Annotated in this window: 15 protein-coding genes; all 15 read left to right on the forward strand. The window is 72.2% G+C overall.

The genetic code is table 11. From position 1 onward, the window contains the following. The first annotated feature begins 33 nt into the window (after positions 1 to 33). The 15 genes from FLW16_RS15295 (at position 34) to FLW16_RS15365 (ending at position 16,672) form a co-directional block, all read left to right on the forward strand. Positions 34 to 987, forward strand: coding sequence for an ABC transporter permease (locus FLW16_RS15295; protein WP_142560695.1), 954 nt, complete (start codon positions 34 to 36; stop codon positions 985 to 987). Continuing rightward, entirely contained in the window at positions 984 to 1,805 is an 822-nt protein-coding gene (locus FLW16_RS15300; protein WP_079319913.1) for an ABC transporter permease, read from the forward strand. The genes FLW16_RS15295 and FLW16_RS15300 overlap by 4 nt, the downstream gene beginning before the upstream one ends. Then, complete coding sequence (locus tag FLW16_RS15305) at positions 1,802 to 3,448, forward strand: ABC transporter ATP-binding protein (RefSeq protein ID WP_185949423.1); 1,647 nt, start codon at positions 1,802 to 1,804, stop codon at positions 3,446 to 3,448. The genes FLW16_RS15300 and FLW16_RS15305 overlap by 4 nt, the downstream gene beginning before the upstream one ends. Beyond that, positions 3,439 to 4,467: an LLM class flavin-dependent oxidoreductase gene (locus FLW16_RS15310; RefSeq protein WP_142560696.1), complete on the forward strand. Its 1,029-nt coding sequence runs from the start codon at positions 3,439 to 3,441 to the stop codon at positions 4,465 to 4,467. The genes FLW16_RS15305 and FLW16_RS15310 overlap by 10 nt, the downstream gene beginning before the upstream one ends. After that, positions 4,460 to 4,846 carry a TIGR03618 family F420-dependent PPOX class oxidoreductase gene (locus FLW16_RS15315; RefSeq protein ID WP_079319911.1) on the forward strand — a complete coding sequence of 129 codons (387 nt, stop codon included), beginning with the start codon at positions 4,460 to 4,462 and terminating at the stop codon, positions 4,844 to 4,846. The genes FLW16_RS15310 and FLW16_RS15315 overlap by 8 nt, the downstream gene beginning before the upstream one ends. A gap of 3 nt (positions 4,847 to 4,849) precedes the next feature. Then, complete coding sequence (locus tag FLW16_RS15320; RefSeq protein ID WP_142560697.1) at positions 4,850 to 5,722, forward strand: sulfurtransferase; 873 nt, start codon at positions 4,850 to 4,852, stop codon at positions 5,720 to 5,722. Continuing rightward, positions 5,719 to 6,666, forward strand: a complete 948-nt coding sequence (locus FLW16_RS15325) for an LLM class flavin-dependent oxidoreductase (protein ID WP_142560698.1) — start codon at positions 5,719 to 5,721, stop codon at positions 6,664 to 6,666. Before FLW16_RS15320 ends, FLW16_RS15325 begins: the two co-directional genes overlap by 4 nt. Positions 6,667 to 7,199: 533 nt before the next feature. Next, the gene (locus FLW16_RS15330; protein WP_142560699.1) at positions 7,200 to 8,429 is read left to right on the forward strand and encodes an acyl-CoA dehydrogenase family protein; all 1,230 of its coding nucleotides are present in this window, start codon (positions 7,200 to 7,202) and stop codon (positions 8,427 to 8,429) included. 15 nt (positions 8,430 to 8,444) lie between these two features. Continuing rightward, entirely contained in the window at positions 8,445 to 9,722 is a 1,278-nt protein-coding gene (locus FLW16_RS15335; RefSeq protein ID WP_142560700.1) for an NtaA/DmoA family FMN-dependent monooxygenase, read from the forward strand. 66 nt (positions 9,723 to 9,788) lie between these two features. Then, on the forward strand, positions 9,789 to 10,895 hold the full coding sequence (locus FLW16_RS15340; RefSeq protein WP_142560701.1) for an LLM class flavin-dependent oxidoreductase: 1,107 nt from the start codon (positions 9,789 to 9,791) through the stop codon (positions 10,893 to 10,895). 21 nt (positions 10,896 to 10,916) lie between these two features. Next, positions 10,917 to 12,530 carry an ABC transporter substrate-binding protein gene (locus FLW16_RS15345; RefSeq protein ID WP_142560702.1) on the forward strand — a complete coding sequence of 538 codons (1,614 nt, stop codon included), beginning with the start codon at positions 10,917 to 10,919 and terminating at the stop codon, positions 12,528 to 12,530. Between the two features lie 15 nt (positions 12,531 to 12,545). Beyond that, positions 12,546 to 13,496 carry an ABC transporter permease gene (locus FLW16_RS15350; RefSeq protein ID WP_142560703.1) on the forward strand — a complete coding sequence of 317 codons (951 nt, stop codon included), beginning with the start codon at positions 12,546 to 12,548 and terminating at the stop codon, positions 13,494 to 13,496. A gap of 7 nt (positions 13,497 to 13,503) precedes the next feature. Next, positions 13,504 to 14,406, forward strand: a complete 903-nt coding sequence (locus tag FLW16_RS15355; protein ID WP_221891091.1) for an ABC transporter permease — start codon at positions 13,504 to 13,506, stop codon at positions 14,404 to 14,406. After that, positions 14,403 to 16,169, forward strand: a complete 1,767-nt coding sequence (locus FLW16_RS15360) for an ABC transporter ATP-binding protein (RefSeq protein ID WP_142560704.1) — start codon at positions 14,403 to 14,405, stop codon at positions 16,167 to 16,169. The genes FLW16_RS15355 and FLW16_RS15360 overlap by 4 nt, the downstream gene beginning before the upstream one ends. Beyond that, positions 16,166 to 16,672: a flavin reductase family protein gene (locus tag FLW16_RS15365; RefSeq protein ID WP_142560705.1), complete on the forward strand. Its 507-nt coding sequence runs from the start codon at positions 16,166 to 16,168 to the stop codon at positions 16,670 to 16,672. The genes FLW16_RS15360 and FLW16_RS15365 overlap by 4 nt, the downstream gene beginning before the upstream one ends. The last annotated feature ends 273 nt before the right edge of the window (positions 16,673 to 16,945 follow it).

Consider the following 16,945-nt stretch of genomic DNA (forward strand, 5'->3'; position numbering starts at 1 on the left):
CGGCGCGATCGCGACGCCGGAAGGCGGCTCGTGATGGTCCGCTACCTGGCCGGGCGGCTGCTGCAGGCGCTGCTGGTCGTCTGGGCCGCGTTCACCGTCGCCTTCGTCGTGCTGCGGCTGCTCCCAGGAGACCCGGTCGCGCTCATGCTGAGCGGGCACAACGGCTTCGAGGCCGTCTCCGCCGAGGAGGTCGCCCGAGTGCGGGCCGAGCTCGGGCTCGACCGCCCCGCCGTGGTGCAGTATCTGTCCGCGCTGGGCGCCGCCCTGCGCGGCGACTTCGGCTGGTCGATCCAGACGGGCCGCCCGGTCTCCGAGATGATCGCCGAGGCGCTTCCCCCCACGCTGCAGATCGGCACGATCGCCCTAGCCCTGTCGCTCTCGGCCGGGACGGCGCTCGGCGTCCTCGGCAACCTCCCCGGATCGCGGTTCGCGCGGCAGGTGCTGCGCTCGGTGCCCTCGCTGAGCATTTCACTGCCGTCGTTCTGGGTCGGCCTGGCGCTCATCCAACTGCTGTCCCTGCGCTGGCCGGTGTTCCCGTCGCTCGGCGGCTCCGGCCTCGCCTCCGCCGTGCTGCCCGCCTGCACCCTGGCCGTCCCCGGCACCGCGATGGTGGCTCAGATGCTGGGCAAGAGCCTGCACGCCACGCTGCGCGAACCGTACGCGGACACGATCCGGGCCACCGGCGCGGGCCGCACCAGGCTGCTGCTCGGCCACGGGCTGCGCAACGCCGCCCTCCCCGCGGTGACCGTGGTCGGCCTGCTCGCCGGCAACCTGATCGGCGGCGCGGTCGTGGTCGAGACCGTCTTCTCCCGCCCGGGCGTCGGGCGGGTCACCCAGTTCGCGGTCGCGACCCAGGACCTCCCCGTGGTCCAGGGCGTCGTGGCGGTCGCCTCGGTCGCGTTCGCCGCCGTCAACCTGGCGGTCGACCTCCTCTACCCGGTGCTCGACCCGCGGATCCGCATCACGGGAAGGCGGGCGGCGGCATGACCCGCGTGGCCCGTTACTCCGCCGCGCATCCGGGAGCGGTGCTGTCGATCCTCGTGCTGCTGGTCGTGCTCGGCTGGACGCTGGCGCCAGGCCTGTTCACCGGGCGCAGCCCCATCGAAGGGATCACCACGCAGCGGCTGCTGCCGCCGAGCGCCGACCACCTCTTCGGCACCGACCAGCTCGGCCGCGACGTGTACGCGCGGGTCGTCCACGGCGCGTCTCCGTCGCTGCGCGCGGCGGTCTCCGCGATCGGCGTCGCTCTGCTGGCGGGGGGCGCCCTCGGCCTGTTCGCCGGGTTCTTCGGCGGCTGGGCGGAGACCGCGATCATGCGCGTCGTGGAGGTGGCGCTGTCCATCCCGCCCGTGCTGCTGTCCCTGCTGATCATCAGCGCGCTGGGGTTCGGCACGCTCAACATCGCGATCGCGGTCGGAGCGGTGAGCGTCGCGGGCTTCGCGCGGGTGATGCGCGCCGAGGTCCTGCGCGTGCGTACGGCCGCCTACGTGGAGGCGGCCGTGCTGTGCGGCGCCCGCTGGTGGCGGATCCTGCTGCGCTACGTGCTGCCGTCGGCCGCGGGGCCGGTGCTCGCGCTGGCCGCGCTGGACTTCGGGCTGGTCGTGCTCGCCGTCTCGTCCCTGAGCTTCCTCGGCTACGGCCAGCCGCCCCCCGCGCCGGAGTGGGGGGCGCTGATCGCGGGCGGGCGCGACTACCTCGCGTCCGCGTGGTGGCTGACCACGCTGCCCGGCCTCACCGTCGCCGCGGTCGTGCTGGCCGCCAACCGGCTGTCGCGCGTTCTGGAGACCGACAGGAGCACGCCGTGACCGAACCGTCCCAGCGGGATCCGTTGCTGGTCGTAAGGGGCCTGCGCGTGTCCTACCGTACGCCCGCGGGCCGGGCCGCCGCGCTCGACGGGCTCGACCTGGACCTCCACCCCGGCCAGATCACCGCCGTGGTCGGCGAGTCCGGTTCGGGCAAGACCACCGCCGCGCACGCGCTCGTCGGGCTGCTGCCGGAAGGAGGCGTGGTCGAGTCGGGCAGCGTCCGCTTCCAGGGCGAGGAACTGACCGGGCTGCCGGAGAAGGGCTGGCGGGACATCAGAGGGCGCCGTATCGCCCTGATCCCGCAGGATCCGGCGACCGCGCTCGATCCCGTCCAGCCCGTGGGCAGGCAGGTGGCGGCGGTCCTGCGGGTGCACCGGCTGGCGACCCGGGCCCAGGCGCGGGCGCGGGCGGTGGAACTGCTCGCCGAGGCCGGACTGCGCGACGCCGCGACCACGGCCCGTCAGTATCCGCACGAGCTGTCGGGAGGCATGCGGCAGCGGGTGCTCGTCGCGATCGCGATGGCGGCGCGGCCGCGCCTGCTGATCGCCGACGAGCCGACCTCCGCTCTCGACGTCACGGTCCAGCGGCGCATCCTCGACCACCTCGACCACGTCGTCGCCACGACGGGAGCCGCGATGCTACTCATCACCCACGACCTGGGCGTCGTCGCCGACCGTGCCCAGCACGTCGTGGTGATGTCGAAGGGCAGGACGGTCGAGGCCGGCCGGACCGGACAGATCAGGAGCGGTCCCCGCGATGCCTACACCAGGCGGTTGCTGGCCGACGTTCCCGCGCTGACGGGCAGGCGCCTGGCGCCCGCTCCGCCGGAGGCGGCCGTGCTGCTCAGCGTCCGCGGGCTCGGCAAGAGCTTCCCGATACGCACCGGCCCGCTCCGGCGGCGGGGCACCAGGAACGCGGTCGACGGCGTGGACTTCGACATCCCCATGGGGACCACGCTCGGCCTGGTCGGCGAATCCGGGTCGGGCAAGACGACGACGGCCAGGATGATCCTGGGCCTGGAACGGCCGACGGCGGGCAGCGTGCGCTTCGCGGGCGAGGACGTCACCGCCGTCCGGGGCGAGGCCCTGCGGCGGCTGCGGCGCCGGGTCCAGCTCGTCTACCAGAACCCCTACACCTCGCTGCATCCCCGCTTCACGGTCGAGGACCTGCTGACCGAGCCGATGCGCAATCACGGAGTGGGCGACCCGGCCGGCCGGGCGGCGACCGTACGCGCGCTGCTGGACGACGTCGCCCTGCCCGCCTCGCTCGCCCGGCGCCGGGCCGGGGAGCTGTCCGGCGGCCAGCGGCAGCGCGTCGCCATCGCCCGCGCCCTGTCCCTGAACCCGGACCTGCTGGTGTGCGACGAGCCGGTCTCCGCCCTCGACGTGACCGTGCAGGCCCAGATCCTGGAGCTCTTGGCCAGGCTGCAGCGCGAGCGTGGTCTGAGCTACCTGTTCATCTCCCACGACCTGGCCGTCGTACGCCAGGTCAGTCACAGGATCGCGGTCATGCGCGGCGGCCGGATCGTCGAGCAGGGCGACACGGAGCAGGTCTTCAGCAGCCCGCGGCACCCCTACACCAGGGAGTTGCTCGCCGCGATTCCCGGTTTACGGACACAGACGGAGGAACCCCAATGGAGTTAGGTCTCATCACCTTCGGCAGCCTGCTGCCGGACCCGCACACGGGCGCACGGCTGTCCCCGCGAGAACGGCTGCGCGACGTCGTACGGGCCGCGGTCGCCGCCGAGGAGCTCGGCTTCGCCTGGTACACGGTGGGGGAGCACCACTTCGGCGAGCGCGACGTGATCCCTTCGCCCGTCGTGGTCCTGGCCGCGATCGCCGAGCGCACCTCCTCCATCCGGCTCGCGACCGGAACCACCCTGGTGGCCAACCGGGATCCGGTGCTCGTCGCCGAGGACTACGCCCTCCTCGACCTGCTCTCCGGCGGCCGTCTGGAACTCATCGCCGGGGGCTCGTTCTTTCCCGAGCCCTACGCGGTCTTCGGCCAGGAGCCGGAGAGCAAGGCCGCGCGCAAGCGGGAGAACGTCGAGCTGCTCCTGCGGCTGTGGACCGAGGACCGGGTGAGCTGGACGGGCCGGTTCCGGCCCCCGTTGCACGAGGTCCGCCTGCAGCCCCGCCTGCTGCAGGAGCGGCCGCCACTGTGGATCAGCGGCGGGACCGGGCTGGAGTCCGTGCATCTCGCGGTGGACAACGGGCTGCCGATGGTGATCGGCACCACCGCCCGTCCGCCCGCCGACTTCGTGCCCGTGTTCGACGCCTACCGCGCGCTGTGGCGCGAGCGGGGCCGTACGGAGACGCCCGGCCGGCTCGGCGCCGCCAGCCACGCCTTCGTCGCCAGGACCTCGCAACAGGCGCGGGGGCTCTGGCGCGACCACATCGCCAACTACCTCAGCGCGCCGCACGCACACCGCCGCTTGGAGTTCGACGAGTACGTGGGGGAGGACGGGCCCGCTCTGTGCGGCAGCCCGTCGGAGGTGGTCGACAAGCTGGGACGGCTGCGCGAGGCGTGGGGGCACGACCTGCACCTGCTGGCCGTCGACCTGGGCGGCATCCCCTACGCCGAGGTGCAGCGGGCCACGGAGCTGATCGCCTCCGAGGTCCTCCCGCAGGTCGCGGAGGCGCCGGAGGCCGCGCGTGCTTGACGACGACGTACGGGAGCTGGCCATGGCCCGCACGCTCGCGCTGTTCACCACGCTCATGCCGGGCGGGGAGCCGCAGAGCAGCCTGGTCTGGCCGCACGCCGACCGGGAACACCTGCTGGTCGGCACCAACACCACGCGGCAGAAGTACCGCAACGTCGTCGCGGACCCGCGCGTCGGCCTGCTGCTCCTCGACTCCGCCAACCCGCGCCGCTACATCGAGGTGCGCGCCGTCGTCGTCGCCGTCGAGAACGGCGAGAGCGCCCTGCGCCTGGCGCGCACCACGTTCGAGAAGTGGACGGGCGATCCCACGCCACGGGCCGCCGAAGGAGAGCGCGTGCTGTTGCGGCTCCGACCGAACCACATCCACAGGAAGGACTGAGTGGTGCCTGCACCCGTCTCCATCCCGCCCCTGGTCGACGCCGCGTGGGTCGAGAGCCACCCGGAGGTCGTGCCGGCGGACGTGCGCTGGTATCTCGACGGCCGCAGCGGCCGTGAGGCCTACCTCCGGGGTCACCTCCCGGGCGCCGTCTGGGTCGACGTCGACACCGTGCTGTCCGGCCCGCCCACCCGGGCCGGGGGCCGGCATCCCATCCCGTCCGCCGAGGACTTCGCCCGCGCGCTCGGCGGCCTCGGCATCGGCGAGGACGACGTTGTCGTCGCCTACGACGACAACGGCGGCGCCTACGCCGCGCGGCTGGTGTGGCTGCTGCGCCGCCTCGGTTTCCCGGCGGCCCTGCTCGACGGCGGCCTGACCGGGTGGACCCCGCTGGAGCGCGGCGAGGTGATCCGGCCCCCGGTCACCCGGAGGGCCGTGCCGTGGCCGGAGGGGATGTTCCTGTCCGCCGGTCAGGTGGAGCGCATGGCCTCCTCCGGGTCCGGGGTGGTGCTCGACGCCCGCGCGCCGGGCCGCTACGCGGGCGTCGACGTGCTGCCCGGTGAGCCCCGCGCGGGCCACGTCCCCGGCGCGGTCAGCGCTCCCTGGACGGGGAACCTGACGGCGGACGGCGTCTTCCTGCCGCCGGAGCGCCTTCGGCTGCGCTACCGGAAGCTCGGTGTGGACGGCGACACCGAGGTGGCCGTCTACTGCGGCAGCGGCGTGACCGCCTGCCATGACCTGCTGGCGCTCGAACTCATCGGCGCGGGCGCGGCAGCGCTTTACCCGGGCTCCTGGTCCGCCTGGTCGGCGGACCCGCGGCGTCCCGTCGCACGCGGGGACCGGCCGTGGCCGCACGACCAGGAGGAGGCACGGGCATGAGTGCGCACCACCGGCTGCGCTTCGGCGCGGGAGGGGCCGTCGGCGGCCTGTCGGCAGGCCAGACGCTCGACCTCGCGCAGAGCGCCGACGAGCTGGGCTACGACCTGTTCACCTTGAGCGACCACCTGCACGGGGGCCGTCCCAGCCTGGAGCCGCTGACCGCGCTGTCCTGGATTGCCGCCCGCACCAGGACCATCGAGGTCGGCACCAACGTGCTCGGGCTGCCCTACCGCGAGCCCCCCGTCGTGGCAAAGACCGCCGAGACGGTCGACCGGCTGTCGGGCGGGCGGCTGGTTCTCGGCCTCGGGGGCGGCGGCTTCGACCACGAGTTCGCCGCGTTCGGGCTCGCCGGGCGCAGTCCGGGACAGAAGGTCGCGGCGTTGCGCGAGGCGATCGGGATCATCCGCGGGCTGTGGACGGGGGAGCCGGTCTCGTTCGACGGCGACCACTACACGGTCCGGGACGCGGTCATCGCCCCGGCCGCCCGGCGGCCCATCCCGATCTGGCTCGGCTCCTACGGCCCGCGCTCGCTTGCGCTCACCGGGGAGCTGGCCGACGGATGGCTGCCCTCGCTCGGGCGGATCTCCCTGGCTCAGGCCGTCGCCATGCGCCGCGCCGTACGCCGGGCGGCGCGGGACGCCGGGCGCGACCCCGACTCGATCACGTGCGCCTGCAACGTCCGGGTCCTCGTCGATCCCTCCAGGCCGCCGACCCCGGAGTTCGTCACCGGCGGCGTCTCCGCGGTGGTGGACCAGCTCACCGGCATCGTCGCGGCGGGCTTCACCTCCCTGCTGCTCGCCCTGCCGAGCGTGCGTGAGCAGGAGTTCTTCGCCCGGGAGATCATCCCGCAGGTGCGCGAGCGGGCCGCGGAACTCGGCCCAGGACCCGTCGACTCCGACCTCGCCGGCACCGAGACGGCGCCCGGGGAGGGCCGCACGAGGTAGGAGATCGTGCTCGCGTGAGCGGAAGCGGCCGGCGTGCCCGTGCGGGGCACGCCGGCCTTTCGCATTCCGGCGTGCCCCGCTTTCGCATTCCGGCGGCACCGAGGCCCCCGACGTCGAGATCGTCTCGATACGCGAGACATGGTTGCTAAACCGACAATGCATGTAGGAAATTAAGGATATGTCCGGATCTGTCGCCCTGACTGTCCGCCGCGTGGTCGACTACATGCGCGTGACCAGCAACCGCTGTCGCTGACGGCCGTCGCGTCACCGAACCATCGCACCACCGCGGCGTCCGGCAGCCGCATGTCCCGGCCGGGCCGGTCCCGTCCGGCTCCCGGCCCCCCTTCCCCACCCCGAACGAGGCTCGCGCCCGCCGACACGTCCGGACGACGACGTCCCGGCGCCGCCGGGCCGGCCTCGACTGCTCTGCCCTGCCCTGCGGCTTTTGCCTGATCGGGGCGACCACTACTCCGTGACACCGGAGAGGCCCGGGCCGTACACGGCTGCCCGGCCTCCGACACGAAAGATGACACATGTCTGGTTCTACGTCTTCGCTTCGGCATGCGACCGCGGACATCGAGGAGCTGCGCGAGCGGTTCCGCCCGGTCTTCGAGAAGATCGCCGAAGGCAACCTGGAACGCGAGAAGGGGCGGGTCTTCCCCTACGAGCAGGTCAGGTGGCTGATCGACGCGCGTTTCGGCGCCGTCCGCATCCCCCGCGAGCTCGGCGGTTTCGGCGCGTCGCTGTGGCAGACCTTCGACCTCCTGCGTGAGCTCGGCGCCGCCGACCCGAACGTCGCCCATGTGTGGCGCAACCACCTGGCGTTCGTGGAGGACCGGCTGAACGCCGCGCGTACGGCGGCGACGGACGCGTGGATCGAGAGGTTCCTCGACGGCGAGTTCGTCGGCGGCGGGTGGACCGAGGCCAACAACGGGACGTACGCCAACATCCAGACGAAGCTCGTCCCCGAGGGCGACCACTGGCTCCTGACCGGGGCGAAGTACTACGCCACCGGCAGCCTGTACGCCGACTGGCTGGACGTGCTCGCCGTCAACCCCGAGGGGGTGCCCACCACGGCGCTGGTGAAGGCGGACCAGCCCGGCGTGAGCCTGGTGGACGACTGGAGGGGATTCGGCCAGAAGACCACGGCGAGCGGCAGCGCGAACTACTCGCGGGCGCGGGTGGAGAGCGACCACATCTTCCCCGCCACCGACCGCTTCGCCTACCAGGGGCTCTTCTACCAGACCGCGCTGCTGGCGATCCTCGCCGGGATCACGCAGGCGACGCTGCGCGACGGCATCGCGGCGCTGAAGGCCCGCAAGCGCAACTACGGGCACGGCCTCGCGCAGAGCGCCGGGGACGACCCCCAGTTGCTGCAGGTCGTCGGCAAGGTGTCGGCCGACGCGTTCGGCGCGCAGGCCGCGCTGTCGGCCTCGACCGCCACGCTGGACGCGATCGCGCACGCCCGCATCGCCGGCGACGAGGAGGCGGTGAAGCGGGCGCTTCTCGACGGGCACGTCGCCACCACGCGCGCCCAACTGGTGATCATCGACGCGGCGCTGCGGGCCACGACCGTCGTGTTCGACGCCCTGGGCTCCTCCGGTGTCTCCGAGGACCTGCTGCTCGACCGGCACTGGCGCAACGCCCGCACCCTCGCCTCGCACAACCCGCGGGTCTACAAGGAACGCATCCTGGGCGACTGGCACGTGAACGACGCCGACCCGGCCAAGGTCTACGCGATCTCCGCCGGTCAGAGCGAGTAGACGAGAGGTCCATCGATGTCCGACGTACGCACGGGTCACGTCATCCTCGGGGTCAACGTCCTGGTGCTGGGCTATCTCCCGGCCGCATGGCAGTCAGACCTCCTCCACAAGGACTCCTTCGTCGACGCCGACTACTGGAACACGATCGGCCGGGTGGCCGAGCGGGCCACCCTGGACGCCGTCTTCCTGGCCGACGCGCCGGCGCTCGGGAATCCGTCCTACGACGCCAACGCCGGCCGCCTGGAGCCGACGGTCAACTGGAGTCACGTCGCCGCGGCGACCGAGCGCGTCGGCCTGATCGCCACCGCCTCGACCACCCTGAACGATCCCTTCGACCTGGCCCAGCGGCTGCTGTCCCTCGACTACCTGTCCGGCGGGCGGGCCGGATGGAACATCGTCACGACGCGCGACGCGTCGGCCGCCCGCAACTTCGGCCTCCCGGAGATCCCCGCGCGGGACGACAGGTACGACCGGGCGGCGGAGTTCGTCGACCTCGTCCTCGCGCTGTGGGAGTCGGCGCGGACCGGCGAGGAGGTGCGCCACCACGGCGAGTTCTTCGACCTCGAGGGACGGCTCCGGGTGCCCCCGTCCAAGCAGGGCCACCCGGTGCTGCTCCAGGCCGGCGGCTCGCCCAAGGGGCGGGCGCTCGCCGGCACGCGGGCCGAAGGGGTGTTCGCCGCCGAGCTCACCAAGGAGGGGGCGATCACGCACTACCGCGAGGTGAAGCGGTACGCCGCCGACGCGGGCCGCTCGCCCGACTCCGTCAAGATCCTGCCCGGCCTCCTGCTCAGTCTCGGCAGCACCGAGGAGGAGGCCAGGCGCCGCAGCGACGAGCTCCACGACCTCGGCCCGGCGTCCTACTCCGTCCAGTGGCTCTCGCAGGCGATCGGATACGACGTCTCGCGGCTCGACCTCGACGCGAAGTTCCCCGAAGAGGTGCTCGCCGCGATCGTCGATCCCGCCTCCTCGGGAGGCAGCATCGGCTTCCGGCAGTCCATCCACGAGCAGATCCGCGCGACCGATCCGACCGTACGCGAGTACCTGCGGCAGACCAGGTACACCGGGTCGGGGCACAGCGGGTTCGTCGGCACGCCCGAGCAGCTCGTGGACCACATCGAGGACTGGTATCGATCCGGCGCGGTCGACGGGTTCAACCTCCAGCCCGACGTCCTCGCCGACGGCCTCGAAGTGATCGCCGACGAAGTCGTCCCGCTCCTGCGCAAGCGCGGCCTCTTCCGGCACGAATACACGACCGACACTCTCCGCGGGCATTTCCGGGCCGCCTCGGCCTGAGCCTCGCCATCCACGACCACATGCCGGCACTCGACCTCATCGGCACATCACCAGAAAGACCCGCACATGGGTGACAGCACCACCACCGAAACATCCACCTATCTGGCCATCGGGCTCGGGGGAGACCACCTGGCCGAGTTGATCGCGGATCCCCGGCAGGCCTCACTGCTCGACGGCACGGGGGCGGCGTTCGTCGTCGCCGGCATCGACAGGATCGACGGCTCGGCGCCCGCCGGCGTGACCGTGGAGCCCACTGTCGCCGCCGCGTTCCTCGCCGCGCACGCCCCGGGAACGGCGTTCCTGGCGGCGGCCGCTCCGCACCGGGACCACCCGTACAACCTGGCGCGCCGGGTCGCCTCCCTCGACCACCTGTCCGGGGGCAGGTCCGGCCTGATCCTCGGCGTCCGCGACGGCCACGCGCCGGGGGACACGGCCTGGGGAGGCGCCGGGCTGACCGAGGGCGCGCCCCTGGGCGTCGGCACCACCCGCGACGTGGCCGTCGCCGTCCAGAAGCTCTGGCAGAGCTGGCCGCGGGAGTCGATCGTCGCCGACCGCGAGAGCCGGATCTTCGCGCGGGCCGAGCAGATCGTGCACGTCGACCACCGCGGGGTGTTCGACATCGCCGGGCCGCTCACCGTGCCGTCGACCGCGCAGGGCTCTCCCGTCCTGGCCTGGTACGCGGACTCCGTCCCCGCGGTGGCGGCGGCGGGGGAGGTGGCCGACCTGGTCGTTCTCGCGAGCGGCGACCCGGACCTGCCCGGCCCGGACCTGCCCGGCCCGGACCTGCCCAGCGCGGAACTGATCGGGCAGGCCGTCGCCGCGCTCGACGCGGCCCCGTCGTCCCGGTTCGCCGGGGACGGCCGCCGTCCGCTGCTGTTCGTCCAGGTGGTGGTAACCCGCGGGCGCGACGCCGCCGGCCTCGTCGCGCGGGCCGAGTCGTTGGCCGCCCGCCGGGGAGTTGACGGCATCCTCCTGCGGCCGGACGCGGACGTGGACGCCTCGGTCGTCCGTGACATCGGCGCGCGCCTCGCCGGCCTTGGCGTCGTGCGCGCATCGGAGGGGCCGACGCTGCGCGACCGTCTGGCACTGCCGAAGCCCGCCCGTCTTCTCGCCGGCGCCCGCCCGGTCTTCCCGGCCCCCGAGTCTCAGCCCGCGCCCCAGCCCGCGCTCTAGCCGGCGCTCGAAAGGAACGTCATGAAACTCGTCAAGCACGCCAGATCGGCGGTCGTGGGCGCGGTCGCACTCCTGAGCGTCCTGGCTCTGGCGGCCTGCGGCGGCGCGAACGGCGGAACCGCCGCCGGAGGGCCGCAGGGGAGCGGGACGCCCAAGGCGGGCGGCACGCTTGTGAGCGGCCTGTATCTCGAACCTCTCGCGCTCGACCCGCACCGGCAGGGCTACTGGGAGACCTACCGCGTGTCGAGCAACATCTTCGAGGGCCTGGTCAAGGAGGACCTGTCCGACGCGAAGGGGCCGACGAAGCTCCTCCCGGCCCTCGCCACGGAGTGGAAGGCGTCCGACGGCGGCAAGAAGTGGACCTTCACCCTGCGTGGCGGGGTCAAGTTCCACGACGGCACGGACTTCACCGCGGAGTCCGTGGACAAGAACGTCCGCCGGATCTCCGACCCGGGCTACAAGTTCTACGACAAGACGAGCGCGGCCAGGCTCGCGGCCTGGTTCGGCGACCTCGTGAAGGGCCGGGTCGTCGACGACCACACCTACGAGTTCGAGTTCTCCAAGCCCTTCCTCGGGTTGCCGAGGATCCTCGCCCAGTCGATGAGCACCCTCACCATCGGCAATCCGGCGACCTGGGAGAAGTACGGCAACGACGGAGCCGCCGACCACCCCAGCGGCACCGGGCCGTACACGTTCGTCTCCCGGACGATCGGGGACAGGATCGTGCTGAAGAGGAACCCGGACTACTGGGGCCCCAAGCCCTACCTGGACGAGCTGGTCTTCCGCGTCATCCCGAACAACCAGACGCGGCTGGCGACGCTGCTCAGCGGCGAGGCCGACATCGTCAGCTACGTCCAGCCCGAGGACGTGAGCACGCTGGAGTCCCGGGGCTTCCAGGTGCCGGAGGGGCACGGCGCGGCCTTCCTCTACTTCACCTTCAACTTCAAGAACAAGGCCTTCCAGGACAAGCGCGTGCGGCAGGCGGTCATCCAGGGCATCGACCGCGACCAGCTCGCGAAGGAGGTGTACAACGGCAACGCGATCCCGCTGCACTCCCTGGAGCCGCCGGGCAACGAGGCCTACGATCCGGAGGCGCGTGACTTCGACTACGACCCCGAGGCGGCCAAGGCCCTGCTGAAGGAGGCCGGCTACGGCGAGGGCGGGCTGAGCTTCACCATCGTCGCCGACGTCGCCAACCAGAACCTGGCCGAGTGGCTGCAGAGCCGGCTCAAGGGCATCGGGGTGAACGTCAAGGTCGTCACCCTCGACCGCCCGAGTTACGTCGCCCGCGCGTTCGGCAAGCCGGAGCCGGACGACGGCCTGAGCATCGACGAGTACGGCGGCAGCTACGCCGAGTGGCTCTACCAGGTCTACTACACGAACATCGCGGTCAAGGGACTCGTCCCTGCGGACTTCCCCGAGATCACCAAGGCCCTGGACAAGGCGCGGTACGCCACGGACCAGGACAAGCGGATCGAGCTGTGGAAGGAGGCCGACAAGAAGGCCCGCGACGCCGCGATCGCCATTCCGGCGGTGTCGCTGACCAGGTACTACGCCCTGGGCCCGAACGTGCGGGGCTTCGTGTACGCGGCCACCAACTGGTATGACCTGACCAAGGTCTGGCTGGCGGGCTGAGGCCCGATCACGGCGATGGGAACCGTCAAGCACATCCTGTGGCGATCGCTGAACATCGTCCCGGTGCTCCTCGTGGTGTCGGCCCTGACCTTCCTGGTCGGCCGGCTGACACCCGGGGACCCCATCGAGGCGCAGTTCGCGCGGGACCACACACCGGAGCAGGTCGAGGCCATCCGCGCGTCGTACGGCCTCACCCTCCCCCTGTGGCAGCAGTACGTGAAGTGGGTGAAGGACCTGTTCACGGCGGGCGGCGGGATGTCGATCGCGCAGAACCAGCCGGTCTTCGACATCCTCCTGCCGAACTTCGCCAACACCCTGATCCTGACCGCGGCCGGCGTCGTGATCTGCGCCGTCCTGGGCGTCGTCATCGGCGTGGTCGCCGGGACCAACCACCGCGGGTTCCTGGACCGCTTCGCGATGCTGTTCGTCCAGACCGGCAGCAACCTGTCGGTCTACTGGTTCGGGCTGATCCTCATCTGGATCTTCTCCCTGCGGCTGGGCTGGCTCCCGGTGAGCGGCATGGAGTCGAGGAACGGCGGCGGCTTCGGCGACCTGCTGGCCCATCTGGTGCTGCCGGGCCTGTCGGCCGCGTTGATCTCGACGCTCGTGCTCGCCAGGTTCACCCGGCTCGGCATCATCCAGGAGTCGCACAGCGACTACGTCCGCACGTTCGCCTCCCAGGGGGTGCCGCGCCGGCGGCTCGTCGCCAAGCACATCGGGCGCAACATCCTCCCGGCCGTGGTGAACATCATCGGCCTGGAGATCGGCACCCTCATCACGGGCGTGATCTTCGTGGAGAGCGTGTTCAACTGGCCCGGCATCGGCACCCAGCTCGTGAACGCGGTCAACGGGAAGGACTACCCGCTCATCCAGGGCGGCGTGATCCTCGTGGCGCTCTGCTATCTCCTGGTCAACCTGCTCACCGACATCACGGTGGACGCTCTCAACCCACGGCTGAGGAGGTAGGCCCGCAGTGGTTCTCACGGCAACTCCCGGCACCCGGTCGCCGAACCCGCTCAAGGGGCCGGCGCCGCGCCGGCGACGCTCCCGGCTGCGCGTGAACGCGCAGGTGGCGGTCGCGCTGCTCGTCATCGCCGGCTTCGTCCTCGTCGGCCTGCTCGCCCCCGTGCTGGCGCCGTACGACCCCGACCTGGCGGACGGCGGCGTCAAATACCTGGGGGTCGGCGCGCCAGGGCATCTCCTGGGCACCGACGAGCTGGGCCGGGACATCCTCAGCCGGCTGATCTGGGGAGGGCGCACCTCGCTGGTCGTCGCGCTCGCGGCGTCGCTGTCGTCGACCGTCGCCGGCAGCGTGCTCGCACTCGTCGCCGGCTTCTCGGGCGACCGGACCGCCGGCCTGATCATGCGGACGGTGGACGTCATGTTCGCCTTCCCGGTGATCATCATCGCGCTGGTCCTCGCGGTGATCCTCGGCCCGGGCACGCCCGTGGTCGTCCTGTCGATCGTGTTCTCCGCCGTCCCGTACGTCACCCGGGTGGTCTTCGCGGAGGTGAAGCTCCAGCGGGGCCGCGAGTACGTCGAGGCCGCGAGGTCCCTCGGCGCGGGGTTCTTCTCGATCCTGTTCCGCGAGGTGCTGCCGAACGTGCTCGCCCAGATCGTGGTGTACGGCACCGGCCTCGTCGGCGGAATGATCGTCTTCTCCTCCAGTCTCAGCGCGCTGGGCATCGGCGTACAGCCGCCGACGGCGGACTGGGGCCGGATGATCTCCGAGGGCGCCAAGGTCATCATCAGCGGGAACGTGTACCCCGCGCTGCTGCCGGGGCTCGTGGTCCTCGTCGTGGCCCTGGCCTTCAACTGGCTCGGGGACGGCCTGCGCGACGTCTTCGACCCCCGCAGAAGGAGGGCAGGACGATGACCGGCGCACTGCTGAGCGTGCGGGACCTGTCGGTCCGGTTCGGCCGCGGAGCGGCGGCCGAGCGTGTGGTGGACGAGGTCACCTTCGACGTCGGGCCCGGCGAGACGTTCGCGATCGTCGGAGAGTCCGGCGCCGGGAAGAGCCTGACGGCCTCGGCGATCCTGGGCCTGCTGCCGGACGACGCCGTGGTGACGTCGGGGTCGATCTCCCTCAACGGCGAGGAGGTGCTCACCGCCGCCCGGTCGTCGGTCACCAGGTTCCGCGGTTCGAAGATCGGCATGATCTTCCAGAACCCCCTCGCCTCTCTCGACCCGTCGTTCCGGATCGGCAACCAGCTGAAGGAGATCATCGGGCTGCACCGCCCGGCCGCGGGGAAGCGGGAGCGGCACGAGATCGCCGAGACGTGGCTGCGCAATGTGGGGATCGACGACGCGGCCCGGGTGCTGTCCGCCTATCCCCACGAGCTCAGCGGCGGAATGCGGCAGCGCGTGATGATCGCTCTCGCGAGCCTGTCCGGTCCGGCCCTGCTGATCGCCGACGAGCCGACCACCGCGCTCGACGCGGTCGTGCAGAAGCAGATCCTCGATCTGCTCACGAGCGTGACCGAAGGGACGGGCGGCTCGCTGCTGCTCATCACCCACGACTTCGGAGTGGTCTCGTACGCCGCCGACCGCGTCGCGGTGATGAAGGACGGCCGGATCGTCGAGCAGGACCGGCGCGACCGCGTGCTCACCGCGCCGGCCGACGCCTACACCCGGTCGCTGATCCGGGCGGTCCCGGAGATCGGGGCACGGTTCCGGCTGGCCGAGCGCGGTCTGCCCCGTCGCCTCGGCCCGGCCGGCGCAGACGGCACGGCGGTCACGGCTGCCGGGCCCCGCGACGACGACCGCGCCGACGACCGCGACGCCCGGCCCGCCCGGCCCCCGCTGGTGACGTTGCGGAACGTGAGCAAGGAGTTCGTGGTCGGCGGCCTGGGCACCGGGCAGCGCAAGCGGCGCTTCACGGCCGTCGGCGACGTGTCGCTGCACATCGAGCGGGGCGAGGTCTTCGGTCTCATCGGGGAGTCCGGCTCCGGCAAGTCGACGCTGTCGCGGCTGATCGGCGGCCTGCTGCGGGCGGACGCGGGTGAGATCGTCTTCGACGGCCGGGACATCGCGCGGCTGCCGAAGGCGGAGCTGCGGCGGCTGCGGCCGCGGTTCCAGTTCGTGTTCCAGGACGCGACGAGCTCCCTGAACCCCCGGGTGCCCGTCGGCGAACAGATCAGCCGCCCGCTCCTGCGTTTCGGCAAGGCCGCCTCACGCGCCGCGGGCCGGGCCAGGGCGGCCGAGGCGCTCGACCTCGTCGGGCTCCCGTCCTCCTACCTGCACCGCTATCCGCACGAGCTGTCCGGCGGGCAGCGGCAGCGGATCGGCATCGCCCGCGCGCTCGCGCTGGAGCCGGACCTGCTGATCCTCGACGAGCCGACGTCGGCGCTGGACGTGTCCACGCAGGCGAACATCCTCAACCTGCTGCTGGACCTGAGGGAAGAGCTCGATCTCACCTACCTGTTCATCGGCCACAACCTGGCGGTCGTCGAGTTCCTGTGCGACCGCGTCGGGGTCCTGGAGCAGGGAGTCCTCCTCGAGACCTTCCGCGCCGGTGAGCTGTCCGCCGCGGGCCGTCACCCGGTGACCAGGGCGCTGCTCGACGCGGTGCTTCCGATGAGATTCACAGACGAGTCAGGCACACGCGGCCACGAGGCCGCGGGAAAGGCAGACCGATGACCGAGACGTTGCGGGGCCCGGCGGTGGACGGCGGGCTGTTCCGGCGGGCGCTGGCGGCGCACGCGGCCGGAGTGGTGATCGTCACGGCGCAGAACGAGGGGGTCCCGGCGGGGCTGACGGCGACGTCGTTCTCCTCGGTCAGCCTCGCGCCGCCGCTGGTCTCCTTCTACGTGGACCAGGGCTCCAGCACCTGGCCGTCGATGCGGCCGGCCGACCACTTCGCCGTGAACGTGCTGGCCGGCGACCAGAGCGAGCTGGCGGCCAGGTTCGCGCGCAAGGGCGCCGACCGCTTCGCCCCGCCCACCCTGTGGCGTCCCGGAGCGTTCGGGGCGCCCCTGCTCGCCGACGCGTCGGCGCACCTGATCTGCCGGCCCCACTCGGCGACCGACATCGGTGACCACGTGCTGGTGGTGGGCCTGGTCATCGAGGCGACGGTGCACGGCGCCGACGGTCCGCTGCTGTATCACCAGGGCCGGTTCGGCGGTTTCGTCCCGCACGACTGATCACCAGGTCTCTTGCGTCGAATGCCGGATTCTGCTAATTTCCTACTATGTCTGTAGGGAAAGTCCTGATTGTGCGGCACTACGTCGACCTCGCTCGGCTCGCCGCCAGCCTCTGTCGCCAGTCCTGACCTCTCCCGCCCCCGCCGGGCGACGGCGCCCGGCGGCGCGTTCCCTACGCCCTCTCGCGGCACCGCCCGTCCTCGACGGCTGCCCGCGCCTCTTGCCCCTGTCTTCCGCCGCGGTGTGAGACCGCCCGGCCGCTCGCCCCGGCGT

Origin of the sequence: Microbispora sp. KK1-11 (assembly GCF_006874435.1) — a bacterium.
GTDB classification, from domain to species: domain Bacteria; phylum Actinomycetota; class Actinomycetes; order Streptosporangiales; family Streptosporangiaceae; genus Microbispora; species Microbispora catharanthi.